The 25615-nt window shown below is 66.6% G+C and carries 19 protein-coding genes; 13 read left to right on the forward strand and 6 right to left on the reverse strand.

Going from position 1 to position 25615, the window contains the following annotated elements; translation table 11 throughout:
• Positions 1–103: 103 nt before the first annotated feature.
• Positions 104–694, reverse strand: coding sequence for a hypothetical protein (locus AC3ANS_RS23575; RefSeq protein WP_488293997.1), 591 nt, complete (start codon positions 692–694; stop codon positions 104–106).
• 157 nt (positions 695–851) lie between these two features.
• Between AC3ANS_RS23575 and AC3ANS_RS23580 the strand changes: the two genes are divergently transcribed.
• Together AC3ANS_RS23580 and AC3ANS_RS23585 are read left to right on the forward strand one after the other, a co-directional pair.
• Entirely contained in the window at positions 852–1670 is an 819-nt protein-coding gene (locus AC3ANS_RS23580) for a GIY-YIG nuclease family protein (protein ID WP_488293998.1), read from the forward strand.
• Positions 1671–1810: 140 nt separating this feature from the next.
• Positions 1811–2038 carry a hypothetical protein gene (locus AC3ANS_RS23585; protein WP_488293999.1) on the forward strand — a complete coding sequence of 76 codons (228 nt, stop codon included), beginning with the start codon at positions 1811–1813 and terminating at the stop codon, positions 2036–2038.
• Between the two features lie 305 nt (positions 2039–2343).
• Here the strand turns inward: AC3ANS_RS23585 and AC3ANS_RS23590 are convergent, their stop codons facing one another.
• Positions 2344–3009, reverse strand: a complete 666-nt coding sequence (locus AC3ANS_RS23590) for a hypothetical protein (protein WP_488294000.1) — start codon at positions 3007–3009, stop codon at positions 2344–2346.
• Positions 3010–3800: 791 nt separating this feature from the next.
• Between AC3ANS_RS23590 and AC3ANS_RS23595 the strand changes: the two genes are divergently transcribed.
• The 9 genes from AC3ANS_RS23595 to AC3ANS_RS23635 all read left to right on the forward strand — a co-directional run bounded on the left by AC3ANS_RS23595 (position 3801) and on the right by AC3ANS_RS23635 (position 15562).
• Positions 3801–4568, forward strand: coding sequence for a hypothetical protein (locus AC3ANS_RS23595; RefSeq protein WP_488294001.1), 768 nt, complete (start codon positions 3801–3803; stop codon positions 4566–4568).
• Positions 4556–7645, forward strand: a complete 3090-nt coding sequence (locus AC3ANS_RS23600; protein WP_488294002.1) for an AAA family ATPase — start codon at positions 4556–4558, stop codon at positions 7643–7645. The genes AC3ANS_RS23595 and AC3ANS_RS23600 overlap by 13 nt, the downstream gene beginning before the upstream one ends.
• Positions 7642–9915, forward strand: a complete 2274-nt coding sequence (locus AC3ANS_RS23605; RefSeq protein ID WP_488294003.1) for a TniQ family protein — start codon at positions 7642–7644, stop codon at positions 9913–9915. Before AC3ANS_RS23600 ends, AC3ANS_RS23605 begins: the two co-directional genes overlap by 4 nt.
• Before the next feature lie 388 nt (positions 9916–10303).
• On the forward strand, positions 10304–11458 hold the full coding sequence (locus AC3ANS_RS23610; protein WP_488294004.1) for a metallophosphoesterase family protein: 1155 nt from the start codon (positions 10304–10306) through the stop codon (positions 11456–11458).
• A gap of 138 nt (positions 11459–11596) precedes the next feature.
• Complete coding sequence (locus AC3ANS_RS23615; protein ID WP_488294005.1) at positions 11597–11845, forward strand: hypothetical protein; 249 nt, start codon at positions 11597–11599, stop codon at positions 11843–11845.
• A 344-nt stretch (positions 11846–12189) separates the two neighbouring features.
• Positions 12190–13002 carry a TIGR04255 family protein gene (locus AC3ANS_RS23620; protein WP_488294006.1) on the forward strand — a complete coding sequence of 271 codons (813 nt, stop codon included), beginning with the start codon at positions 12190–12192 and terminating at the stop codon, positions 13000–13002.
• Positions 12992–13876 (forward strand): hypothetical protein, encoded by an 885-nt coding sequence (locus AC3ANS_RS23625; RefSeq protein ID WP_488294007.1) that lies wholly within the window; start codon positions 12992–12994, stop codon positions 13874–13876. Before AC3ANS_RS23620 ends, AC3ANS_RS23625 begins: the two co-directional genes overlap by 11 nt.
• 117 nt (positions 13877–13993) lie before the next feature.
• Complete coding sequence (locus AC3ANS_RS23630) at positions 13994–14494, forward strand: Fic family protein (protein ID WP_488294008.1); 501 nt, start codon at positions 13994–13996, stop codon at positions 14492–14494.
• Positions 14495–14761: 267 nt separating this feature from the next.
• Complete coding sequence (locus AC3ANS_RS23635) at positions 14762–15562, forward strand: hypothetical protein (protein WP_488294009.1); 801 nt, start codon at positions 14762–14764, stop codon at positions 15560–15562.
• Between the two features lie 110 nt (positions 15563–15672).
• On the opposite strand, the gene AC3ANS_RS23640 is transcribed toward AC3ANS_RS23635, so the two are convergent.
• Entirely contained in the window at positions 15673–16905 is a 1233-nt protein-coding gene (locus AC3ANS_RS23640) for a hypothetical protein (RefSeq protein ID WP_488294010.1), read from the reverse strand.
• A gap of 151 nt (positions 16906–17056) precedes the next feature.
• Entirely contained in the window at positions 17057–17404 is a 348-nt protein-coding gene (locus AC3ANS_RS23645) for a hypothetical protein (RefSeq protein WP_488294011.1), read from the reverse strand.
• Positions 17405–17547: 143 nt separating this feature from the next.
• On the opposite strand from AC3ANS_RS23645, the gene AC3ANS_RS23650 reads away from it, so the two are divergent.
• A complete protein-coding gene (locus tag AC3ANS_RS23650; RefSeq protein WP_488294012.1) occupies positions 17548–20859 on the forward strand; it encodes an NACHT domain-containing protein in 3312 nt (1103 codons plus the stop codon).
• A 461-nt stretch (positions 20860–21320) separates the two neighbouring features.
• Here AC3ANS_RS23650 and AC3ANS_RS23655 read toward each other — a convergent pair whose 3' ends face one another.
• Positions 21321–21581: a hypothetical protein gene (locus AC3ANS_RS23655; protein ID WP_488294013.1), complete on the reverse strand. Its 261-nt coding sequence runs from the start codon at positions 21579–21581 to the stop codon at positions 21321–21323.
• Positions 21582–21683: 102 nt separating this feature from the next.
• Between AC3ANS_RS23655 and AC3ANS_RS23660 the strand changes: the two genes are divergently transcribed.
• Entirely contained in the window at positions 21684–22556 is an 873-nt protein-coding gene (locus AC3ANS_RS23660) for an SCO6745 family protein (protein WP_488294014.1), read from the forward strand.
• A gap of 52 nt (positions 22557–22608) precedes the next feature.
• On the opposite strand, the gene AC3ANS_RS23665 is transcribed toward AC3ANS_RS23660, so the two are convergent.
• Positions 22609–25572, reverse strand: a complete 2964-nt coding sequence (locus AC3ANS_RS23665) for a hypothetical protein (RefSeq protein ID WP_488294015.1) — start codon at positions 25570–25572, stop codon at positions 22609–22611.
• Positions 25573–25615: the final 43 nt, after the last annotated feature.

Below are 25615 nucleotides of genomic sequence, written 5' to 3' on the forward strand. Positions count from 1 at the left end.
ACACCTGATCCGCTCGGTCCTGCCGCGCACCGCTTGCTACTAACCCTGCGTCACATCGCTGCGGAAGACCGAGCAATTGGTCGCTTGACTGGCGTCGAGGACTTCAGCCGGCTCCCTGCGGGTTCTGGCCAGTAGCGGCCGTCGCGATGCTGGTGGCGAGACCGTCATACATGACTGGCTCGCCGCAGATTCGTGCAAGCGTGGACAAGCCCATCCTTGCGCCGGCTTGAGCCTCGACGAGCAGGCGAGTCGCCACGTAGAACTTCCACTGCCCCACGTCGAGCGGGTCGTAGTGATCATGGGAGGTCGCAGTGTGCAGACAGAAGACGTACACGTCCGCATTGAAGGCCTGGTCCGGCGACGAGGTACCGGTGACGGCGTCCCACCGGTACGCGGCGGTTACCTGGAAGCTGGGCCTGCTGATTTGCTTCTGTGTCCATGCTTGTACGAACCCGGAGGACTTCACCTCGATTCGCGTGCCGTCGGGGGCGGTCACGTCCCAGGGATCCCACTCGACGCGAGCCGCGCGCGAACCCACTGCACGGGCGACGAGGAACTCGGCAAGGTACCCGCGAACGTTGTTGGTCCGGAGATCGCTCATTGCGAAACGCCAGAAGTCCACGACAGAGGCACTGGCCCCGACGAACTTCTCACTTCCTGACAATGCTGGCGGCGGGGGTGGCTCGAGACTCACAGGGACATCGAACCAAACGAACGGCTCGCTCGGTCGTCGACTCGTCGTTATGCCCGCCACCGGCCGAGGCAGTCGCCCGTCCGCGCCATACCGCCGCCAGCGGGCGCGAGGTCAGCGAAGCGCGAGACTCATAGGCCCCTAGGAGGAAACTGTGGACATGTCGGATCGCTACTACGTTTACGTGTACATCGACCCGCGCAACCTGGAGGAGTTCTACTACGGCAAGGGCAAGGGGTCGCGCAGCCAGGCACATCTCCAGGACACCGGCGACTCCGTCAAGGTCGCGCGCATCAAGGCGATCCAGCAGGAGGGACTCGAGCCCATCATCCGGATCATCGCTAGGGGCCTCACATCGGCCGAAGCGCTGATGGTCGAGACCACCCTCATCTGGAAGCTGGGTCGCACGCTGACGAATGTTGCGTCAGGTCAATACGTCGAAAAGTTCCGGCCGCGCGACACTTTTCACAAACGACTCGCGCGCTTCGATTTCGAAAACGGCATCTACTACGTCAACGTCGGTGAAGGCGAGACCCGCAATTGGGACGACTGTCTTCGTTTCGGCTTCTTAGCGGCGGGCGGCAAGCCGAAGTGGAGCGACCCACTTCGCGGGCTTGAAGAGGGCGATGTAGTGGTCGCCTACCTCAAGGGGGCTGGCTATGTCGGCGTAGGCCTCGTGCGGTCGCCGGCCGTCCCATACCCGTTGTACCGGCACAAGGGCAAAGCGCTCGGAGAGTACGACCTTGTCGAACCCAACCTGGCACACGATGCTGACAACAACGCGACCTGCGAGTACGTCGTCGCCGTCGAATGGGTGCACGCAGTAGAGAGGGCAGAGGCCAAGTGGGTCCCGAAGAGTGGCCTCTACACGACCACGCATATACGGGCATCGCTAGATGCCCAACCGACCACCACTGCGTTTATCGAAGACGCCTTTGGAGTCGATCTGGGATCTTTGGCCGACAGAGATGTCACCTGACCCCGTCAGCAGTACGGAGACCCATCTCGCGTCTTACCGCCGCCTTTCCGCGTCCACCTGTGCTGGCCTGGCCTAGTGGGCCGATGGATCTCTATTGCCCGTCTCTCCGAACTGTCGGTGGTCGGTGAGACGGTGCGCCGGTGGACATCTTCGACGCCAGCGATTACGACTTCGTGCCGTCGAAGCGTGCCCGGAGGCGGATCGCGCTGGCGCTCGTCATCGGCATCGCCTTCGTGCCATCCGTGAAGAGCTGGTACATCGGCCAGATCGGACGCCACGCGGAGCACATCAGTCGGGAGGTCCAAGATCGCCTTACGTCTAACCTCAACGAACCGCCGTCGAACCCCGATCACAGATCGCGGCGCTGACACTGCGTCATCTCGCCACCAGACGGCGCAGTGTCAGAGCGCGTCGTGCTATTGACGGCCGTCGCCAGCAAGCACGGCCTGCCGCCTACACTCCGGGCGTGGATGGGGTGGGTGTCGCCGTCGCCGCGGTTGTCGTCTGATCGTCGGTGATCTCGATGTCTGCAAGTCGGTCAGGTTGGCAGCGGCCGCCGACTGCGGGACCGAATAGCGTCAATGATCGAACCGTCGGCCGCGTCACGCTTGGCCCACATGCCGATCAGCATCGATCCGGGGCCGGAGCGCCGGCGAGGCAGATGCCTAGTGGCTCATAGGGGTCCTGAGTTCGAGCCGCTGTCGCGCAGGGTGGCGATCTCTTGCTGTGCGCGCACAATCGCGCCGGGCCTACCTTCGACGATCGCCCAGTCTTCAAGCATCTGGTAGGCCGCGTCGAGGATCTCGTCTGGCCCCAGTCTGCGATGCGCGCGGTATGACCAGAAGGAGAGGTGGCGCATCTGTTTGCCGGTCCCGGCGCATAGCGGGCACACGTCAGGGGCCAGTGGTCGTCCGGCGATCTTGCGAACGATTGACCAGATGAGTGCCGGAATCTCGCGTTCTGGCACGTCGGCCGGCGCGTCCAAGGGCATTGGGTCGTACTGGCGGCGCAGCTCGCGCAACCAGTTACCGTCTACGACGGTGGAGCGTCGCCTTCTTGCCGGGTCCTCCAGTTCAATCTCAAGTTCCAGGAGCGCCCGATCTAGCGCTTCGCCTCGGCGCTGGAACATTCGTCGGTGTTCAGGGCCACAGAACCACTTTGCGCGGCCCGGTCCCGAGCGCCGCTCCACGAGCATGTGGCACTCAGGAAGCCGGCAAGGGGTGGCCACCGAACGGCCGTCGGGATTGAGTCCACCCTCCTTCCGTTCCTTTGCGCTCGGCCGAAGGAAGCCCAAGCCGGCCCGGTCCACCACGGCGACACTAGGCGCGTCTCCACTCATGCGACGATGTTATCGCAGGTCAGGTGTATTAACACGATGGATCGTGCGCAAATGGACGGCGGGCGTGCCGAACCCCCTAGCAGCCCAATGCATCTGCGTCCCGGGCAGTGGGCGCAAATACTGTTCTAACCCGGCTTCATCCCGTACGCTGGGAGCCGCGAGTAGCCGCGAGTTGAGCGCTGAGAAGCGCAAAGCCCGCTCGGACCGCGGCAACGGTGGAGCGGGCTTCACTTGCAGCGCCCTCGCGGAAACTGGGTGAGCTACACGGAGGGCGCTGCTTTGAACAGTGTCGCGCATTTGGCTGCGCGTTGGCGATGTGAACGAGCTAAGGACGGCAGCCGCCTTGGCGCCCGCCGGACCGCGCTGGGCGTGGTCAGGGGCGAGTCCGTTGGCGTGGTCGCGCTCGCGGTGATGAGCTGGTCGCCGGTTGGACGCGACGCTCCCGCGCTCGTTGAGGTGGAGCATCCGGCTCCCTTCGGCTCATCGGACCGTCCAGTCGCAGACCTCCGGTGGGAGCAGCGTCGGAAAAGCAGAGTCAAGCGCGTCTGGAATAGGCGATGACCTCCTCGCCCGGGACGCATCGGGGAGCTGAGCTAGCGGCCGTCGAGACTGAGATCGAGCCGACTCGATATGGGTTGCCGGAGCCGCATCCGGCGATGCCGCGGGCAACGGCGAGGCGCGGGACGCAGCGAATGCCGACCTCAGTGCGGGCTTTGTTGGGGAAGAACCTGCCCAGGGAGCGGGCGGCGGAGTTGATTCAGTCTGGCGAGCTGAGTCCGGCGTGCTGCTCCGTGATCTGGAACGTCGGTGGTCTGGCGGTGACTCAACCGGTCGGAGAGATGGCGACTCCGCGGTCGCTTGACCTGCTGCCCGTGCGGCGGGTGGGGACCTACAAAGGCGCGCCGAATGCGATCGGGATGTACCCCGTGATACGCGACGGCTACGTGCTGATGCTGTCGGTGGAGTCCCTCCTCGAACTACATCACCTGACAAGGCAGAGCTTCGATCCCGCCGTTACGGCCTTGTTTGCGCAGCCGTGCGCGATGGTCTGGTCGCACCGAGAAGGCCACCTCCATCACGTGCCTGATCTTGCGGCGATCAGGGACGGGCGACTGGAGTTGTCTGACGTCAAACGCGACGATCAGCAGGGCGAGCCGTGGGTCAGGCTCGTACTGGGGCTGACGGCCGAGACCTGTCGGCTTGCAGGAATCAAATACCAGGTGTTGGGCGATGTGAGCCCGCAGATGGCGCAGAACCTATTGCTGCTCTCCCGGTACCGGTGGCCCAATCCATTCTTGGCCGACGAGTGCTCGGCGGTCGTGCGCGCCCGACCCGAGACCGCGGGCGGGGCCTGCACCGTTGTGAACTCGTCGAGAGGTTGGTCCGGTGGCAGGACGGGCCACTGCGACTACTCGTTGCTGTCACTTCGGATCGGACAGCAGGTCGTGAAGCACCTTCTGGCGACCGGCGAATGCCAGGCAGACCTCAACAGGCCGCTCAGTCTCGCCACGGAGCTTCGGTGGACAGCGTGCGAGCGTGACACGGGGTGCGCGGCGTGACGGTGGGCGATGCGCACGATTCAGGTGGCCGGGCGTTCAGCATGGACCTCGCGCCGGGTTCTGTGTTGGACGGCTCTGATGGTGTCGAGAGGGTCGTCCTGAAGCACGTCATGGAGCCTGACGGATCGGTGGCCGTGATCGTCAGTGAGGACGGAGAGGTCCGCCACCGCCCCATTCAGGACGTCCTCGCCGACCAGGCTGCGCACTTCAGAATGACCTCGAACTGGATCGCTCCGGATCCGAGCACCGAGCTGTTGCATTGGGTGAGCAGGGCCCAGCGCCGACTGGCCCGTCAGCGCGAGTGTCACGTCATCGACGTCCTCTACGGACGCACCGGGCCGAGCGATGCCACCCTTGATCCCCGATACGACGCCGAGATCACGACCGAAGCCGAGCGCCGCCGCGCCAAGAAGGCCGAGTTGGCTCTCACCGACGACAAACTCGGCCGCTGGCTCCGACGGTACAAAACGCAAGGAGCCATCGGGCTGATCGACCACGTGACCCGACACCTGCGAGCATCTGGAGCGGCCGAGGTGTCGCCGGAGGTCCTCGCAGTCGTACGTGATCACTTCCGCGATCGACATCTACAGAGCAAGAAGTCTCTGGTGAACGAGCACGCGCTGGTGCTCGCCGAGCTTCGCCGCCGCGGACTGGTGGGCAGGGCCGCCGGAATGCCTGGCCCAGGCGGGGCGATCCTGCCGCTCGACGTCGAGGCGCTCTCCTATGACACGTTCGTCCGGCTAGTGCGGCAGTTGAACCGTGGCCGCAACCAGCGCACTGCCAAAACGCGGCAGCAGCAGAGCAACCGACCGAAGATCGACGGCGTGCGGCACCGTGCCTTGGACTTCGCCGATCGCGTCGAGATGGACTCGACGAAGAACGACTTCCAGATCTGGACTCCAGACGGTCCGCTGCGGGTCTGGGCCGTGTTCGCGGTCTGCACCAGTACCCGCTACCTGTGGGTGCGGCTGGTCCCCACACCACCACGAGGCATCCATCTGGCGCTTCTGCTGTGGGGCATGCTTGGCGGTGACGGCCTGTGGTCCGGGTCTCCCGGGGGGACCCCCATGCCGGCAGTGCCAAGCAGCATCGACGTCAATGCCTGGGTGGTCGACGGGGACCCGCCCGCGGCTCTCCCGGGCTGCATCGTCCTCGACCACGGCGCGGAGGAGGAGAACGGCTACTTCATCGCCTTCTGCGCGATGCTCGGTATCCAGGTGCGGTGGGCCCGGACGATGCAACCGACCGATAAGGCGTACATCGAGTCTCACATCAGGAAGTTCGCCGAGTTCTGCCAACTACTGCCTGGGCACATCGGCAACACGGTCGAGAACCGGCCGCACCAAGAGAGCCGGACCCTGCTGTGGCTCCCGGCGGCGCAGTCGGCTCTGCGTGCCTGGTGTCGTTGGATCGCGACTCAGCCCCATACCGGACTCGCCCACGACCTCGCCCCGCGACGGCACCTGACACCGCTCGAAGCGGTCACCATCTCGCTTACCCGAGGGGTTCCACTTCGCGTCCTCTCCGACCCGACCCTTCCACTCAGGCTGCTGAAGAACGTCTCCCTGTCCCCACAGGACGACGGCGTCACCTGGCAGAAGCGCCGCCACACCTGCGAGGGATACGAGGACCTGATCAAAGCGTCCTCCGGGCGTGGCGTCTCTCGTCCGCTCACCTTCTACTACGACCCCGACGCTCCCGGCCGTCTCTACTGGCCACAGCCCGGGACGTTCCAGGTCCGCACCCTCCACGCGCCCGGTGCCGCGAGCGGAGTCGTGGGCTCCTTCGAGGAGGTACGCCATGCCATGCTCCGGACCTTGACCGGACAGAAGTGGCCGAGTCACAACGCGATGGGCAGCCACCGAGCCGACCTCATCGAATTGTTCACCAACGCCTGGAAGGACGACGGTCTCAGCCCGGAGAACGTGGTGCCAATGCGCCCGGCCCGGCGCCGCGCATTGAAGACGGAGCCATCCACCGTTGCCGACCCCTGGGGCGCCGGTTGGCCTCTCGATGAGTTCGAGGACGCCCTCGCGGACTATCGCGTCCGAGACATCGAAGACGACATGGGGGGAGAACGCAGTCGACGACCCCGACCCATGGGATCTGGAGGGGTAGCGATGCACCTGTCCTTCTCTGACCACGATCGATGGCAGGACATCCATCGCCTGCGCAGCGGACCGCCGCCTGAGGGCCAGGACGCCCTGTTCGCGTGGATCCACACCCAACACATCCGCACGGCCTACGAGGCCCAAGTCGACGCCGCGTTCGACAAGGTGATCCGCCAACACGCGGGCACCAACGAGTGCTGGCTCGCCATCAGCGGCCCATCCCACCTCGGGAAGAGCGCCGCGGTGACCCAAGTGCTGCTGAATCGGTGCCGCAACCCCGAGCTGAAGTGGCGACAACGCACCGTCGACGGGTATCTGCGGACCCCGTACGTCTACGTCGAGGCGACCTCGACCCAAGAGGCCCGCGGCCTACTTGCCTCCATCGCACGAGCCTGCGGAATCCCCGATAGCGGCAGCGAGAAGGAGCTCCACCAGATCCTCAGCCACCTTCTGGTCCTGATCGGGACGATCCTCATCGTTGTCGATGACGCCCAGATGTACCGCCGCGTCTCCGACAGCGCCTCCCGGCTGGTCGACGGGCTCCGCCACCTCCTGCACCTGCCCGTCCCCTTCGTGTTCGTCGGCATCCAGATGGAACGCTCAGCACTCCTGCGAGACCCGGGACGCAACAACGACACCGTCCAACAACTCCAACGCCGCCACTTCGAGCTCCGCCTAACCCCGCTGCGCCGCGGCCAGGGAAGAGACGCGACCGAACTGGTCGCCCACTTCGCCAGGAGGATGAACGCGGTCCCCGACCTCCAGGTCGATTGCCTCCTCGAACCCCGACTCATCCGAGACATCACCGTCGCCCTTGAGGGCAGGCCCGGAAGCATCCTCAACACCCTCAAGCGCGCAACCGTCGAAGCCATCGCCGACAACAACGGGGTCCTGACCGAAGACCACGTCCGCGCCGAAGCCGCCACGATGCACACCGACGCCGCCGATCTGAGGGCCCGGCCATGACCAGCGTCGCGGACACGCAAGCCACCACGCCAGCACCCAACACTTACCAGAACGCTGCGCCCGCCGCGGAGCCCGCACTTCTCTCGCCTGTGTCCCGGCTGGCGTACGCACCCGCCCCCCTGCCCGGAGAGCCACTCGACGGATACCTGGAATACGTCGCTCACGGGCTCGGGATTCCGCACCGCAGCCTGCACCGCCACCTCGGCCTGACGGCCAGCACGGCCTACGCACTGGTCCGCGACATCACCGCGCGCGACGCTGACGCCCTCTCCGCGGCCACCGGAATCCCCACCGCCCGCTGGCCGGCCATGACCCTGCGGCGCTACCTCGACGTGCAACTCATGCCCCCGCACGACAAGCGCGGACACGGGACCGGTGTCTGGGCCCGCGGCTCCGGCGCCCGGTACTGCCCCGACTGCCTGAACGAGCGCGGCCTGCGGTGGAACCTCGCCTGGTATCTGCAGTGGAGCTTCGCTTGCCTTCGACACCGACGGTTGCTGCTGACCAGGTGTCCACACTGTCAGCGTCCGGTCCGCTCCCGCGCAGCGGGACATCCCCTGACCCCCACTCGCGGCGACCACGCGGTGTCGACGGTCGATGGGTGCGATTGCGCCACCGTCATCCTCGCGAACGCCACCGCCGACACCGGATGGGACGAACCGGCCGTGATCGCACCCGTCCTCGCCGCCCAAGCGGTCGTGCACGGGGTCATCCACGACCAGCACGCCACGGCCCTCGCGTTCGGCCGGCCGGTCTCACGGATCGAGTGGCTCAACGACGTCGCCGGGCTCACCCGCATACTCGCCGTCTACCTGCCTGCCCAGGACATTCCGGCGGCCTACGCCGACGTCATGGTGGGTTGCCCGCATTTGGGAGGCGGGGACCGAGACGCCCTGGCCCATGCCCTGCGTCAGTGGGTACCGCACCTTGGGCTCACCGTGACTGCCAGCCCCGCAGCGCGACTCCGCGACCTTTCCCTCTCGCCGGTCGCCATCGCCCTCATCGCGTGCGCCGCTATCAGGATCGTCACCAGCCCCACCATCGACGCCGCACGAGAACTCCTCGGCGTGCTACCTGACGGCGCCAGAGCCACCGCTGCCAGCGGCGCCAGCAGTCGTCGAGTCTCATGGGCTCTCGCCATGGCACTCCACCTCAATGTCAGCCGAACCTGGCGTGGTCAGGCTCGCTCCATCCGGATCAGAACCGCGCGCCTGCTACCCGATGGACGTCCACGCCCCCCGCTGGACCCGAGTAAGGTCCCCGCTCGGATGTGGCCCGACGTCCTCGACCAGCACGGCCTTCGGCAAGACAGCTACACAGGTCTTGCAGCCAGTGCCGCACTGCTCACGGTCGGCACCGACCCCAACCTCCGGCGAGCATGCCAGCGACTCGGCCACCCCCACCTGGCGGGACGAGTCAAACATGGCATGAACATCGTCCTGAGACTCGACGACCCCGACGACACGGAGATCTTCGACGACCTCCTCACGCTCCACGAAGCCCTCATCGCCGCGCGGGTGCCGATCGATTACGCCCGTCGGCGCCGGACTTTCGCTCAACCTGTGGTCCCCGCAGGCCGCACGGCTCGACGCATCGCCCGGGAACTGGGTGTCCGCCCGACTCCTCGACTCGCACGATTCATGGGGTGGTGGGTCTACGAGCAACTCACCGGAAACGACATTCTCCTCAGCCCGGAGCGCCTTGAACTGCATGCCAGCCACCGCATCGCTTACACGCGCCAACGCCAGTCCTGGGAGACGGATCCGCCTGAGGCCCTGCTGAAGCGAGCCGAACGAGCGTTGCTGGTCAACTGCCTGGACGAACCCATCACTTGGGCGCCCAGCCGGACCAGCGACGACGCCTGGTTCATGCCCGAACCACAGATGGATCGACTACTCGACGGATGGGCTGGCCGACGTTGCCGCAACACCAGCAGCCAGCCCGACTCCCTTGCCGCCGGACTCACGCTCGAGCAAGCAGTCAGCTTCGCCCTCTCAGGCCAATCCCTCGCTGCCGAACGCCTCGCGGTCAAGCTGGCCCGCTTCGCCGTCGTCGCCGAGACCGGAAACATCACCGGAGCCGCAGCCCGTGTCGGTCTTCGCCAGTCCTCGATGACCGAATCCATGCGGTCGCTGGAACGCGAACTCGAGATCACCCTCCTCGACCGAGGCACCCACCGCATCGACATCACCGACGTTGGACGTCAGCTACACGCCCTGATCAGGCAGACGCCCCTCACCGGCCTAGAGGCCGGGAGACCGGGCTCATGACGACGCAACCTGAACCGCACGACACCGGCATCACGGCCTGGGATCCCACAGACGGACGACAACCGCCGGGAAGGGCCCCGGAACGCGCCAGTACCAGTGGGCCACCGACGTTGAGGGCGTGCGGCCTCCGACGCGTCGCCGACCTGCTCCAGCAAGCGGGGCTAGAGCCGGAGTACCTGCACGAGTGCGACCGCGGCAGCGGCCTACCCGGTGACCTCTACGACTCCTTTCTCCGCGAGCCAGACGGGACCGAGCCAGGGCCGCGGGATCCAAGTGGCGCCCTGGACGGGGCTCAGGGCGGGCATGGACGAGGCGCGCCGTCGTCTACCGGTCAACCATCCCCGGGGTCGGTTCGGGCCGGCCGCGCGCACGGCGAGGAGCGCTCGCGATGAATCCACTACCGGCCTCCCTCCACCAGCTGACGGACAGCCTTCGGCACGATGACCTCGACGGGCCGGCCATCGCCAACTGGCGTGACCAGTTCGCTCTCGAAGCCGGTCGACAACTCGATTGGGCTACAGCCGCGATCGATGCATGCAACGACCACCTCTTAGTGGGGCGCCTCTGCATGATCTGCGGTCACGACACAGAAGGCGGCCGAGTCACCTGCGCCAACCATCCGCCTCGTCAGCGAAACGAGTGGGACGACTGGGACACCGAGGTTCCCGTCGGGGAACCCGGAGATGTCGGTAGGCGTGCTGAATCCGCCTCGCCGGAAGTACCTTCGTCTGGGGACGTTCCACAGGTCTCGCGCGTCGTCGCGGTCGCGGGCGATTGGCACGGCGACACCGTGTGGGCGATCGCGCGGCTCCAGTCGCTCGGTGAGCGCGGAATCGACATCGTCGTCCACGTCGGGGACTTCGGCATCTGGCCCGGAGCGAGCGGCAAGCGGTACCTGCGTGCCGTGGATGCGGTCTGCCGGGACCACGGCATCTCACTCATGGTGGTGCCCGGGAACCACGAGGACTGGGGCCGGCTCACCACCCTCTGGGCCAATCCGAAACGGCACGCCCCCGACGGCAGCCTGCTTCCGATCCACATCACCGAGCACATCTCGGTGATGCCGCGAGGCTGGCGATGGGAGATGGGGGGCCGGACGTTCGTGGCCCTCGGAGGCGCCGCGTCCCTCGACCGTGACATGCGGGTCAAGGGTAAGGACTGGTGGCCCGAAGAACAGATCACCGACGACGATGTCGCTCAAACGATCGCGGGCGGCTACGCGGACGTCATGGTCACCCACGACGCCCCCAGCCCGCCGTGGTGCACCCCGCAGGTCGCGGCGATCGTGGCCACGAATCCGATGGGATGGCCAGACGATGCGCTCACCTACGCGCGGGAGGGCAGCCGAAGAATCACTGACGCGCTCCAGGGCGTTTGCCCCAAGCTGCTGGTGCACGGGCACTACCACGTAGCGGACGAAGCGAGGGTGCGTCTGCCAGCCGTCGACCATGACACCACGATCTGGGCGCTCCACATGCAAGGTCACGACGGCAACGTCCGGCTCTTGGACTTGCGAACCCTGACTGCGCCGGACGACTTCTGAGTCAGATTGCGTCGATCGTGAAGGTGAGCGATGCGTAAGTCGCACGCGACCGTGGTGGGTGCGGTCCGCGGCGAAGCCCGGTCAAGAGCAGTTGCCTGGTCACACCTAGACAGCTCGAGCAAGCGAAGCGACGACGACATGACCGATATTGAGGGATGTGCGCCCGGTGAGGAACTGGCCGACCTCGCCGCCCAACTGTGGACCGAAGAGCACACGCAGGCCGTTCTCAAGGCTTCACCCGAGGAGTTGGCGGTGCGCCGTCGGGCCGGGACGCTCCTGGGCGTCTCGTCTCGCGACAGCGATGGTCGCGTCTGGTACCCGGTGATGCAGTTTCATCTGCACGAAGGAGAGGTCAGAGTCATCCCCGCAATAGAGCGGCTCTCTTGACGATTCTGCGCGACCAAGACCCGTGGACGATCGTCGTGTACCTCCGCATGCCGGCCGAGGAACTGGACGGCCACTCACCCGTTGCGTTCCTCAACGACGGCGGTGACCCCGAGGTCGTGGCGAGATACGCCGAGAGTGTTCACATCGAGTTAACTCGACAGTGAGGGCATCTTCCGGCTCTGCCAGGGAGGCCCCAAGGTCACCTCGCGCCAGGGTCCTCGTCCATGGGGCGGCCCCGCTGGGCCAGGTCGGACTGGTCACGTTAGCCCGAAGACCCTTGCCTATGCGCCCGTTCGCACTACACTCTAACTACACTCTAGTTGCGCCTTTGAGGGGAAAATGATATGAGCGCCAGTTCCGGGTCTGTCGATCACCGGAGATTGACTAGGTCGCCGCTCATCAACGTCCTTTGGCAGCTCAAGTTCACCTCAGACGTCAAACTCAGCGACGGTCGCGCAGTCATGGCTCTTCAGGGCGCGCTGAAGCACAACACTTCCCTCGCTCCCGTGCAGGAGCAGGTGGCGTTCCAGTTGTCGATGGGGGGACCGCAGCCTGTCGCGGCGCCGCCTGGCGAAGGGGCGTGGCGACTCACGGCTGACGAGGGGAGAACGGTCGTGACCGTGGCGCCCGGCGCGATCACGATTGAGACAAGTGACTACGAGTCGTGGGACGACAAGTTTGAGTCGTGGATCGACGATCTCCTGCGCGCCGTCGATGGCACGCTGAATCCTGGCGTCACTACCCGTGTCGGGCTGCGGTATGTGAATGTTGTTTTCGGGAAGGTTCTAGGACTAGGGCCACTGGCTCACGTCGGTGAATTTGTCCCCTTTGTTCACCCGGGACTTCTGGGTTTTGGCGCTAGCGACGAGGGTCCTGACGTGACGATGATTCAAGGACGTCAGGTCCTCGCGTTAGGAGAGACACGGGTGAACCTGAACCATGCGATGGTTCAGACTGAGACGGCCGAAGTAGGCCTACTCATTGACGTCGACGCCTATATGGAAGCCACCTCCGGGTTTGAGGCCGACGCGGTGTTGCTCGCAACTGACCAACTCCATGAACACGCGCTTTCGGTGTTTCAGCAGTGCGTCACCCCTGGGGCGTGGTTGGCTATGGGTCCGATGGGAGAGACTTCGGAGGATCTCGATGAACACTGAGCAGTTCGGGATCCCGTTCGGCTCGTTTGCGTCATTGACTCCTTGCCTCGCGATCCCCATTGTTGGCGAACCCGCCCGAGTGGACGCGAGCGGTACTCACCTAGCGCGGACACTGCGCGCGGCAGTCCTTGCTGCCTGGCCAGCAGTACGAAACGGCGTCACGGTGCTGGCGGATGGCTGGCATATGGACGTCGAGGCTTCCACCCCGGCGTCCTGGACTAGGCAACTCGCTTTGCAGTGCTCTGCAACCGTTCTTGAAGACGAGCGCCCTACGACGGTGAGTTATTTCACCCCTGGGACGTCCGAGTGGGTGTCTGAGTTCATGCTCGACGTGCCACCTGTCTTTGTCGACCATCAACCTGCCCAGGCCGCGACTCCGCGGACGGAAAACATCGGTACGGAAACCGTGATCTGGCTCCGAGACGTGCTGGGTCTGACTCAGGAGCGAGCGTGCCGAGTCGGGCATGTCTCAGTACCGACCTTCTACTTGTGGCGCAAGAAGCCGGACTCCATGGTGCGACCGGCGACTATCGCCGACGGTCTACGTTTGCGGTCGACCTTGGAACTGGCCATCTCCCGGCTGGGCCGCGTCGACCTGTTGCGCATCCTGAAATCCGGTAGTCCGTCGCTCCTAGACCAGCTGATGGCAGCAGAAACCTGGGAAGACGCGGTCGCAACGATCGCGGCACTCGGTCAGCCGACGATCACGTCTCCAGCGAGGCGCGGTGGAGATGTGGACGACTATCTCAAGCGGCTTGACCAGCTCGACAACACCCCTTCCAGCGAAGGTCGCGTGATCCTCGGCGCCGAACAGATGACGCCCAAGCAGGTCGCAGAGGCTGAGAGGCTGTGCTGGGGCGACGGCGAGCGGTGACGACACGTGCCCGGGCCGCCTTGGTCGGGAGACCCCGACACGCCTGAACTGGCGGCTAATCTGCGGGCGCTCTACCCGCAGGTCGTCAGTCATGCGCAAAGCGCGGAGCCTCCATCAATGGAAACTCCCCTCGAATGGCATCGTCGCATCCACGAGGGCCTGCCGACCCCGAGTCCCGCATACGTTGGCCGGTTTCGTGGGGATAACCACACCGACCTCATCGACTACGAGGTCCAAATCGGTGGAATCGCGGGTGTCCGCTCGTACCTCGTGTGGGGGGAGGTTGACGCTCTGATTCGGCACCTTCTTGTCGAACTGGTGCGCATCGATGGCGCTAGCCTAGGCCCGCTCGCAAGAGACCTTAACGCCCTGCAACTCGCTGCCTACGTGCACGGCGAATGGGTCCGCATCCACCCGTTCGTCAACGGGAATGGCCGGACAGCCCGCCTCTGGGTCCTGTGGATCTGTGCCCGTTATGGCATACCACCGCTGCTACGGGTCCGGCCGCGGCCGGACGAGCCCTACGGCACCGCGTCGTTCGCATCGATGACTGGAGATCACTCTCAGATCGAGACTCTCCTCAAGCAGTTGTATGCCGCCCTACCCACCAACCCGTAGGCAGAACCAGTCGACGTACTCGACGACGGCAATCCGACGTACCCGACGGAACTTCAGCCGCCTCGTGCATACCCGACAGCGCGTGGCAGGCCTCTTGCGTCCCCCCGGCCGGCGATGGCACCGGCTGCCGGGGTGGTGGACGGGGTGGGCATACACGAGCCCGGGGTACGAGCACGACGCGATCCCTGACAGCATCCCTCCGTGCGGAACCTTTGGCGTTCAATTGTTCGGTCGTCCGGATTCTGGGCCTTCGGAGGCTGTCTGCTCGTGGCGGCTGTCATCACGGCACTCATGGATATGCCGGAGAAGATACCGATCGGGCACGAGGTTGGGTTCTTCGTCGGCTCGCTCGCGTACGCCTTCATTGGGGCTTGGATCTTCAATCTGCTGATTGTCGAGCGCCCGCGGCAGGTGGAACGCGAGAGTGCGTACGAAGGTGTTTGGGGAATCCTGTCTCGGATGGCTGATGATGGCCAAGCTCTTCTTGCTGACCTGGAACCGTTGGCCTATGGATGGGCTGGTGGGCCGCCTACCTCAGGCCCGGAGATCCAAGCCTTCTGCAAGCGGATCTGGCTCGGACAGCAGTTCTCACGTTGGGGATCGCCCGTCCTGTTCAACCCGGGTGAAACGCTGCGGTGGCGGGCCGAGCGGCAGGACATGCACATCCGCGCAGTCGCGCCCTTCGTCCATCTGTTCGACGCGTCCGTCGCGACCGCATTGATGAAGTTGCGGACCTCGGAGGTTCTAGCAGCGCTGGGAAAGGTGCAACTCGAGGCGGAGTCACGGCTGGTCTATTCACCTGATGACGACGGGACGATGGTGGGGCACGACCGACGCATCACACTGGCTGACGACGGCATCTACAGCGAGATTTCCCAGTACGTGAAACTTTGCGATGAACTGCGAGCCGCGCTGAAGTTCGCCCAACCGGATCGCGTCGTCCAGGGCCGCTACATCACGATGGCGACGCTGAACACCCCTGCACCATGGCAGACGGCGGACGAAAAGGTGGCAGGTGAGGAACGTCTCTACGAGAAGGTAGCGGCTGACGACACCGCAGACCAATAGACCGTCCCGGGGTCGACACCGCGATGCATCTGCAGGAGACCGGCTTCGCGACTCGCGCGAGGGAATGGCGCGTCGTATAGCGAGCCGTCCTGCCGCGGCCGATCAAGGTCTCACCAGAGACCCTGGATGAAGCCGAGCAGGCTGGTGGCGAGCATGATTGCCTGCACGGCGTTCGACTCGGTGTACTGCTCCTCCGTGACACGGTGGACGGTGGCGTGCCGGGAGAACTCGATCCGCGGCTCGTTCTTTCCGCGCGAGTCCTCGATCTGGACGGCGCTGACTGGGGTGAGAGTCATGAGTCGGATGTGGTCGAGGGTCATCGTGTACGCCGTCCGAGTGATCCCGCCCTTGGCAGTCCGCGATCCGACAAGGTAGCCGCGGTGCGTCTTCTCCGGATGGTCGTAGAGGACCGAGTCGAGGACGGTGGCGGCGCTCGCCTGCGCCGGACCCGGGAACCCGGCCCGGTATGCCCCAATGGCCTGGCGCACTTGGCTTCCGGGGAATGCGATGCGGTGGTCGACGCACAGGGCGAGGATCCCTTCGCATGCATCGAAGATCGGCTCTGCTCGGTCAACGAGGACGAGTCGTCGCGCGCCCGCGTCGTCGGCGTCAAGTAGGGCGGCGGCTGTCACGGCATCGGGAACCAGCACGAACGGGATCCCTTCTTCGCGCATCACAGTGGTCATGTCTTGGTAGCGGAGGTCATCGAGGGATCGGAGGTTGCGCGGGACCAGCCGCTCGAAGCCGCGCCGGATCCGATCCAGGAACTCGTCGGTGAGTCCGGGGAGGGCTCCCCGGAAGAGCGCGCCGATCTCGAACGCGGGGAGCAGGGCCCCCGCGTTCAGGCTTGGCATGAGCCCTTCGACGAGCCGCGCGGTGTCGAAGGCGGGGAGCAGGGCGGCCGTGGTGAGGCTTGGCATGAGCCCTTCGACGAGCCGGGCGGTGTCGAAGGCGGGGAGCAGGGCGGCCGTGGTGAGGCTTGGCATGAGCCCTTCGACGAGCCGGGCGGTGTCGAAGGCGGGGAGCAGGGCGGCCGTGGTGAGGCTTGGCATGAGCCCTTCGACGAGCCGGGCGGTGTCGAAGGCGGGGAGCAGGGCGGCCGTGGTGAGGCTTGGCATGAGCCCTTCGACGAGCCGGGCGGTGTTCATTTCCGGAAGTGCCGCCAGTGCGTCGATGTTCGCGGCCAGTGTGCCGTCTCGCAGCGCGGCTCGAAGCGCGTCTCCGGTGGGGCCGTTCAATGCGTCTCGGGCGGTCCGGAGCCCGGCGCGTTGGGCTGGCGTCAGCAGCCGATCCTCGTCGGTCTCGGCTATCTCGGCCGCATCGTGCTCCTGTTCCCCGCTCACGAGTCCAATGCTCCCAGCACGGGGTCTGCGAGCCGCATGTTTGGTCCGCCTCGCGTATCTGCAACGTGGACGGGGACGTGCCACGCAGCGGCAGCGGCAGCGACGGGCGGGGGAAGCGATCCCCCGCCCGTCGCTGGCCAACTCAGTGGTGTCAGTAGGTCCAGTTCCACCAGCTTCCCCAGGGCAGGATTGTCACCCCGGCGCGCTTGCCGCGCTTCAGGGCGTATGCGGCCGACGCGTTCACCGCCATCGCGCATGCCCCGGTGGCGTAAACCGCAGCGAGGCCCGGGCTGCGCTGGACTGACATCCAGCAGTACCACCAGGCCATCTCAGGCCGGGTGGCAGCCTGGCGGGTCTCGTAGGAGTCGAGCAGGATGTCGGTCTGGGCGAAGCCTCGACCGGGTCGCACCTCGAGCGCCTCGGCGGTGCCGGCTGGAGCAATAGCAGCGCCGGTCGCCAGTGCCGCGACCGTGACGGCCGCCGTGATCAGCTTCTTCATGTGGTCCACCTCTTGGTGACGTAGACCCCGGTCGCTCCGGGGCATGCCAGAAGTTCAAGCCAGCGGAAGCAGCGCAGGAAGCCTGCGCGCACCTGCGCGCCCTGCGATACTCGCCGCGTCGGGGAACGATGGCGAGAGGTGAAATGGCCGACGACTTGCTGGCAGCGTATGCGGCGTGGACCAGTGCAGCGTTTGAGGCGGCCGGTGGGCCGGCCGGTCTGGCCCGGATCATCCAAGAGAAGGCAATCGAACGCCTAGAAGCCGACAGTGCACTCGCCCATGCTTCTGGAGACCATGAGCGGGCCGACGGGATCAGAAGCGACGCCAGCGGATGGCGCAGGTACACGATCCCGAGCGGCACTCGGTCGAGTTGGCGGCCCACGCCCAGCCGGCCGCGGCCGACGGTCCCGCCGCCACATCTGCGTCCCTTCTTCGCAGCCGCAGTAGTTGATCTGGTGCCGGTGAACCCAGTGTCGCCCGAGCAGTTTCCAGACTTCCGAACCCTGCTGCGACGGTATGCGCAGGAGCAGGCAGATCGTGTGGGTCGTCCGACTGTGCGCGGGTCGCAGTATGCGGACGCCCCACCGCACGGCACCGGTGGCAACGACGACATGGAACTGCGGGCCAACCAGCGGCTTACGGAGCAGCTCCTCATGCGGCTGCCTGACTACTTCCCTGATCACCTCTCGGTCGAGGGATTCGCCGAACTCGGACGTCTGGCGTCTGTCGAGGACTTCCCGACTGCTGTCGCGGATCGCCCGGGGCTCTACAGCGATTTCAGGCCGTACAGCACACCGGAAGCTGCGCTTTCCCTGCTTCGCTCAAGACGACGAGTGGTCCTGTTGGGCGACCCCGGCTGCGGCAAGACGACACTGCTAGCAGGATTGGGGATCGACACGATCCGTGAAGGAAGAGCGACGTTAGTCTTCGCGCGGCTGGACGACGTTGGCCGCGTCGCCGCTAGCGCGAGAGTCGGTGGACCTGCCGTTGCAGCGCAAATTGTGGTGACAGCTTTCCTCAACTGGCTGGGCCACGACCCGACGTCGCTAGTGGCCTCTCAGCTCGCTGAACGCCTGCTCGATCCGGATTGCGAAGTGTTGGTTGCGCTCGATGGCCTCGATGAGATCAGTAGGCCTGACCACCATCAGGGTGCCCTGGAGGTGCTGCGGCATCTCGACGTCCTCAACATCACACTGGTGGTGTCATCGCGGATCACCGGCTATACCAAGCCACTTGGCAGTCTGGACGAGTACGTCGTCCTGGCGCTGAACCACGACGGTCCCCGTCAGCTCATCGAGTCATGGTTCCGCGACGGTCGCAATCCCCGAGGCCGAAGCGCTGCCCTGGCAGCCATTGCCGACGACGGGCTGGCTGAGGTCGCCCGTAACCAGCTGATTGCAGGGTTCATCTGCTTCGTTGCTGAGGCAGAGCGAGTCGCGACAAACAAGTATGGCCTTTATCGGCAGTACCTCCACCTGTTCCTGAGCCGACGGTGGAAGTTGCCTGCCGTGCACCGTTCGGTGACGGATGTCGAAAGTGCTCTATCGGCTGCTCGACAGATCGCATGGGTAATGGCAACGAGGCAGGCTCCACGTCACAAACACGCAGTCTGGCTAGACACCGCGCGACTGGGATGGCTCTCCGCCACGAGCCGCACCTCCCGTGAGCAGTTGTTCGAGCTCTACTCCACAGATGGGCTCTTGGTGGCCTTCGGCCCACCCGACGACACCGATCCCATGAGTCAACCTGTCCGGTGGCTCCACCGGACGATTCATGAACACCTTGTCGGACGCGAACTGGCGCTTCAGCTATTGGAGGAGGTTCCCCACGCCGAGGCGGTGCTGCGGCAAGCACTTCTCCGCCCAACCTGGCGGGTCCCTTTGGAGCATTGCGCGGGAGCACTCGCCGAGTTGGGAGTCCTCGACGAGATCGCTGGGGACTTATGGTCTGAGGCCAACGCGTGGGACTCACTAGGACGCAGGCGTGCAACGGCGGTTAGTGATCTGCTCCTTAACGGAGGCTCCGACTATCTACTTCGTGAGCGTCAGGACGCCCTGGCGAGCATCGGGGACTGGATCGGAGTCGAATGGCTGGACGGCACCGGCACCCGCCTACCGCAACTCCTTGCCAAGGCGACCGCACCGCTCACGCAGGAGGAAGCACAGGGGTTCGAGGCCCTTGCGTATGTCCTTGGGCGTCAGGTGGACTCCGGAATGCTGTCGTGGACGGACGCAGAGGATGCCGAGCGGCAGTTGCTGGCGCGACTGCCGGGGCTTGCGTGCACCTATAACTTCGAGCGCGGAGTCTGGCGGGGACTCGCGTCGAATGCGGAGGGCTTCGCCGAGTGGGCGATCGCCGAGATCAGCCGATCGGCCGCGGAGCAACATCCGATCTACGGGGCGAGCCCGAACCCCGCAGTGGCCGCTGTGGCTCTTGACCGCATCGTTGGAGCCCTGTCTACCGTCGGCTCGTCCGATGACTGGCTCAATGAGATAGAACGGCTCCGCGGGCTCATCCGTGAGGAGGACCGCGCCACAGTCGTCGAAGCAGCGAATCACGTCTCGGGCGCACGCTCATTCGTGGTGGAGTACGTCGCGTCGATGCTGAGCGGTGAGTTGTTCAACCTTGAGGCAGTCGAGGGCGCCGACCTTGAGGCCGTGCTTCATGATGCGCTGGGTGAGCGCACCGCGTTTCAGACGGCAGCCGCGCTTACTGAACGCGCAGAGCGCGATGTCCGGGATGCTTCACGATGGGCGCTGTTAGGTGCCCGGGTGGCTCGTGAACCATGGTACAACTCGCGTCCCCGGTCGCTCGATCCAGTTGATACGCCTGCCGATAGTGCGACTGTCGCGCATGGTTCAACCCATGAGTCGTTCGCGGGGTGGCAGTACGACGTTGGCGCGGCGGAGGTCCTGCTCGCCACGATGGAGCGGGTGGCAGCCACCCCCACTGAGGTCACAGTCGAGGACTTGCTCCGTCGGCTCGCGGACTCGCGGCAGGACGACGTGACAGGCTCAGTGTGGATGATGGACGCAAGCTGGTTCCAGGGTTTCATCACCGCCCTTCCTTACGATGTCGTCATGGAAGTGGCTCTCCGTCTGAGTGACGAGGGGGACCGGGCAGATTGGATGCACCTGGCGACGACCGCGATTGACTTGGCCTATCGCGCCGACCATCAAGTGGGTCTTCAGCTCCTGACCACGTTCTTCGGGGCTCTCGTCGCGCGAACAGCCCAGCGTGACGTCTTCCGACGCCCGATCCTGTATCCCATCGCGGATTGGACACGCGACGATGCGGTCGAAGCCGCCCGCCGTGCTGTCCAGGCGGCGGACGCCACCAGTGACGAGGTGTGGAAGATGGAGATGGTTTCGTGGGCAGAGGCGAGGCTGTACAACGCAGACGTGCTCGACATCTACGTGGATGGACCCCTCGGGCCCGCGACCGGTCGCCGGTGACCGAGCTGAGGGAGTAGGAGCGCCGGACGCGAGGCGCGTTCACGTCGTGCTCCCATGGTGACAGGGCCGGTACAACGGCTACCCTCGCCTGCCTGAAGACACCGCTCGCCATCGGCACGACCGTGTCGTCGCTGTTGATGTGCAGGGGGAGGTGCCGAACGAACGAACGGGTCTTCTCCATGCAGACCGGCCGCTCCGAGCTGGGCTAGTCGAAGACTCCGCCGGCAACACCGAGGCCCCAGCAAGACGACGCCCCACTGGCCTCGTTGCAGATTCGAGACCGGTGGCGTTGCAGATTCGGGGGGACTGAGCCTGGCGGGATTGCAGATTCGGCGATCGTCGGCAAATGTGTCGAGATGTAACGAACTCTTCAAGTCGTGCAGCTCATGAATTCATTACTCAATCAGTAGACATTGACTGCCACCGCCGGTCCGGGGGTCTCGCCCGGTGGGAGGCGCGCCCTAGCTGGCGACGAAGTCGCCGAAGTAGCGGGACCCGTCTCCGGTCTTGCGGCACCCGTGCACGCCGGTGACCGTGTAGCCGTTGGCGCGGTAGAGCTTGACGGTGTAGCTGAGGTTGTTGGTGCACTCGGTGTACGTCGCGCCGTACACGTAGACGGTGCCGGGACCACCCGCCTGTGCGGGGGAGAGCGCCAGCGCGGGCGTGGCCAGGGCGATGCCCACCGCAACGGCGGACAGCAGCGGACGACGGAGAGAGGTCATGGCGGTGCTCCTCGGCTCGGGTGGTCTTCTTCGCACGCTGCCCCCGATCGCACGACAGCAAACGAGTCGACTCCGTGCCCCGGCCGGGGTAGACCTGCGGCCATGACGGACGACAGGGCGCGCTCGGCGCGGCGGTTGTGGCAGCTCCTCGAGCCGATCCACGCGGTCACGTACTTCTCACCCGAGCCGCTCGCCGCGTTGCGGGCCGCGGGCTACCGGGGGTTCTGGATGGGCTACTTCGCGGGACGTGCTGCGCCGCTCGGCCGGGCGTCGGCGGAGCTCACCCACGCGGTCTTCTACAACTTCACCTTCGGCCACGTGGCGCGGGCGTTGCCGGATGCCTGGGGCTTCGCGCGGCCCGGGGCCGCCCTCGACGCGCGGCGGGACGGGTCCGTCGCGGCGCTGCGCCGCCAGTTGGCGGGTACGCCGGGTGCCGCGGTCGAACGGGCCGCCGACCTCGCGATGCGAGCGGCGCAAGCAGCCCCGCTCGAGGGCCGGCCGCTGTTCGCCGCCAACCGCGCGTTGCCGGTCCCGGACGACCCGCTCGCCCGGCTCTGGCACGCCGCCACGCTGCTGCGCGAGCACCGCGGTGACGGCCACGTCGCGGCCCTGGTCACCGCAGGGATCGGTGGACGCGAGTCGCACGTGCTCCATGCGCTGGCCACCGGGACACCGCTCGAGGTCTACGGTCTCGCTCGGCAGCTGGGAGCCGAGGAGTGGGAGGCGCTCGAGGCCGGCCTCGCGGCCCGAGGCCTGGTCGATCGCAACGGCGACCTCACCTCGAGTGGCCGCGAGCTCAAGCAGGGGCTGGAGGAGCAGACCGACCGGGCGGCGGCGACGGCGTACGCGGACCTCGAGGGGTCGGAGGTCGACCGGCTCCTCGAGGACCTGCGCCCGATCGCCGCGGCCGTCGTGGCCTCCGGCGAGATCCCGGCGCGGTCCCCGATGGGCTTGGACCTCGACGAGGTCCGCTGACCCACCGGGTTCCCCGACCTCTGCCGACGGGTCGCCCGACCCGCCGGCGCGCCTACGGAACCGTGATCGTGACCGGGGTGGCCGACGCCGCCGCCCAACCCGTGGTCCCGGCGTACGCGGCCTGCACGAGACCGGTGACGCCGGGATGGACGCGGGCCGTGAACGTCCCCGCCGCGGAGGTGGTGACCGTCACCGACGCCGTCCTCGTCGCGGAGTACTGGTAGGTGATCGTGACTGCGCCCGACGGCCTCGGCGACGAGACCCCGGTGGAGCTGACCTGGGTGAGCGTCCCGGTTGCCAGGACGTACCCGGTCAGCGGATCGCGCGTCGCGGACAGGGTCAGCGCCGTCCCCCACTGCCGGACGACGATCGCCTGGGTCACCGAGGAGGCGACCCAGCCGGCCTTGCCGGCGTAGCGGACGACCACGTCGCCGGATCCCGAGGGACGGACCACCGTCGAGAAGAGGCCGGAGGCGTTGGTGCTCGCCGACGCGGTGGCCGTCCGGCCGCCAGCCAGTGGGTAGGTGATCGTCACCGGCGTGGAGGGCATCGCGGTCGCGGTCGTGCCGTCGGACTGCTTCAGCGACCCAGTGACGGTGACGGCCGTGCCGGCCATGAGGTCCTGGGACGACGTGCTGACCGTGACTTCGGTGGTCCACGGGTGGACGACCAGGGTGGCAGCGGCGGAGGAGGCGAGCCAGCCGACCTTGCCGCCGTAGCTCACCACCACATCGCCGGATCCGGTCGGCCGCACGACCGTCGAGTAGGTCCCGGACGCGTTGGTGCTCGCCGACGCGGTGGCCGTCCGGCCATCCGCCAAGGGGTAGGTGATCTTCACGGGCGTGGAGACCATCGCGCTCGCGGTCGTGCCGTCGGCTTCGGACTGCCTCACCGAACCGGTCACGGTGACCGCAGACCCGGCCATCAGCTCCGTCGCGGACGGGCTGACCACGACCGTCGTCGTCCAGGGGGTAACGGTGATCGGCGTGATCGCCGCGGTCGAGGCGGCCACGCCGGCTCGCCCGGCGAACCGCACCTGGAGCGAGGTCGACACGAGCGGCTTCACCACGACGGAGTACGTCCCGCTGGGACCGGTCACGGCCGAGCCCACCGGCGACCAGGTCGTCGCGGTTCCGGCCTTGCCGTAGACCGACACCGTCTCCCCGGCCGCGGGGGCGGTCGTCGACCCGTCGGGAAGGGTGCGAGTCAGGACCCCGCTGACCCCGACCGGTGCACCCGCCTGGACCGACGTGTGGTCGAACCCCGAGGTCACCTGGGTGGTGCACGGACCGGTGGCCACGGTGACGTCGACGGACGACGACGTCGTGGTGGGGAACGCCGGGGCCGCGAGGGTCTTGACCGAGTAGGCGCCCGCCGTCGCGGTCACCAGCGCCGAGGCGACGCCCGCGTCGTTCGTGAGCGCTGAGGCCACCTGCACCGGCAGGCTGGTGCCGCTCTTCCGGATCCACGCGACCGAGATGCCCTTGACGGGGGTGTTGCTGGCCTGGTCGACCACGGACGCGGACAGCACGGCCTTCCCGGTCGGGCAGGCGACGTACGACGCCGACGCGCCGTCGATCGTCAACGCGGTGGCGGCCGTGCGCTGGCTCGCCGAGAACGTCAGCGCGCTGGTGCGCACCAGCTTGGCCCCGGTGCTGTCCACCACCGTCGCGGTGACCGTGCCGGCCGAGGTCGACCGGGCGCCGCAGGTGATCTGGGTCTGGGTGGCGGTCTTGTCCGCGAACGTGCAGTCGGAGCGCGACGTCGACCACGTCACCGACGCGGTGCGCCCGGTCGGGACCTCCAGCGTGGCCGAGACCTGCGTGGGCAGGCCGGGCACGGCCGGGTTGTTCACGGAGACGACTCCGCCGAGGGTCGTCGGGGTGCCGAGCGAGCCGCCGCCGACACCGTCACCTCCGCCGATGAGGAAGCGTGAGTTCGCGGTGTTCCAGTGGGTGGCCAGGTAGGAGCCGGCCGGAGGGAACGTCGAGTAGTAGTCGTCGTCCTTGCAGTCGAACAGCGTCTCCTGGTCGGACGGGCAGATCTGCTGCATGGTCTTGCCACCGCCGTCGGCGTAGCACATGCGGTCGGACTCGTCGTAGCAGTGGCCGCGCGTCGTCGCGTGCGGAGCGTCGCCCTGCACCGAGCCCATCGTGTGCGACAGCTCGTGGGCCTCGACCGACTGGGACTGACCCCAGCAGCCCGTGTCGATGCGTGCGAACTGGGGGTAGGAGCCGTTGTTCGGGTTGTCCTGGCCGGCGCCGCTGCTCAGGTAGGTCTGGGCGATCCCGCACTGACCCGTCCCGTCGACCCACATCAGGTACTTGCGGTTCGGTGCGGTGTAGCCCGCGGCCCGCATCGCGTTGATCGTGGCGTCGAAGCTGGTGAACGACCCCGGAGCGAGCGTCACGTTCAGGACCGTCGGAGAACAGGTGCCGTCCCCGTTCGACGCCGTCACGAACCGGACGTCGCGAACGCCGCCGGTCTTGGCGGCCGAGAGGTTGAAGACGGTGTTGACCCCGGAGGCCCACTGCTTGATCTGGTCGCCGACCGCTGCGAAGCGGTTGGTCCGGTCGGAGGTGACCACGTAGATCGCCTGCACCCGGTAGCCGGAGGTGCCGTCCCCGTCGCATGGGACCCGGTCGCTCACGGCCGCGACCTGGGCCGCCACGGGCACGCCCTCGTCCTGGGCCGCCGCCACCGCGGCGGCCGCCGCGCCGGTGCGAGCCTCGAGCACCGCCGTCGCGACGTGCTTGTCGACATCGACACCGGGGGGTGCCTTGTCGGCGTGGGCGCACGACGCGGGGTCTCCCGGGTTCAGGCCGGGGATCACGTCCTCGGCGGGGCACTGGCCGTCGATGGTCGTCACCTGGGCGAATGACCCGGTGCGCGTGTGACCGTCGGGCGCGGTCAGGGCGGTCGCGGTGACCCCGGCGACCGCGAGAAGCGCGCTGAGTGCGACGGCGGCGGTCTGTCGCCCGGCACGCCACCGCGGGGACATCGAACGTGTGGTCATCCATGACTCCAACGCAGCAGAGCGGCCCATCCATGGGCCGCCA

The sequence above is a fragment of the Nocardia sp. 149-1B genome (assembly GCF_057747975.1).

Coding starts and splice junctions, on each gene's coding strand:
- AC3ANS_RS23610 (WP_488294004.1), top strand. CDS start 10,304: ATGAATCCACTACCGGCCTCCCTCCACCAGCTGACGGACAGCCTTCGG.
- AC3ANS_RS23660 (WP_488294014.1), top strand. CDS start 21,684: ATGACGGACGACAGGGCGCGCTCGGCGCGGCGGTTGTGGCAGCTCCTC.
- AC3ANS_RS23615 (WP_488294005.1), top strand. CDS start 11,597: ATGACCGATATTGAGGGATGTGCGCCCGGTGAGGAACTGGCCGACCTC.
- AC3ANS_RS23605 (WP_488294003.1), top strand. CDS start 7,642: ATGACCAGCGTCGCGGACACGCAAGCCACCACGCCAGCACCCAACACT.
- AC3ANS_RS23580 (WP_488293998.1), top strand. CDS start 852: ATGTCGGATCGCTACTACGTTTACGTGTACATCGACCCGCGCAACCTG.
- AC3ANS_RS23630 (WP_488294008.1), top strand. CDS start 13,994: ATGGAAACTCCCCTCGAATGGCATCGTCGCATCCACGAGGGCCTGCCG.
- AC3ANS_RS23645 (WP_488294011.1), bottom strand. CDS start 17,404: ATGAAGAAGCTGATCACGGCGGCCGTCACGGTCGCGGCACTGGCGACC.
- AC3ANS_RS23620 (WP_488294006.1), top strand. CDS start 12,190: ATGAGCGCCAGTTCCGGGTCTGTCGATCACCGGAGATTGACTAGGTCG.
- AC3ANS_RS23655 (WP_488294013.1), bottom strand. CDS start 21,581: ATGACCTCTCTCCGTCGTCCGCTGCTGTCCGCCGTTGCGGTGGGCATC.
- AC3ANS_RS23650 (WP_488294012.1), top strand. CDS start 17,548: ATGGCCGACGACTTGCTGGCAGCGTATGCGGCGTGGACCAGTGCAGCG.
- AC3ANS_RS23665 (WP_488294015.1), bottom strand. CDS start 25,572: ATGACCACACGTTCGATGTCCCCGCGGTGGCGTGCCGGGCGACAGACC.
- AC3ANS_RS23590 (WP_488294000.1), bottom strand. CDS start 3,009: ATGAGTGGAGACGCGCCTAGTGTCGCCGTGGTGGACCGGGCCGGCTTG.
- AC3ANS_RS23625 (WP_488294007.1), top strand. CDS start 12,992: ATGAACACTGAGCAGTTCGGGATCCCGTTCGGCTCGTTTGCGTCATTG.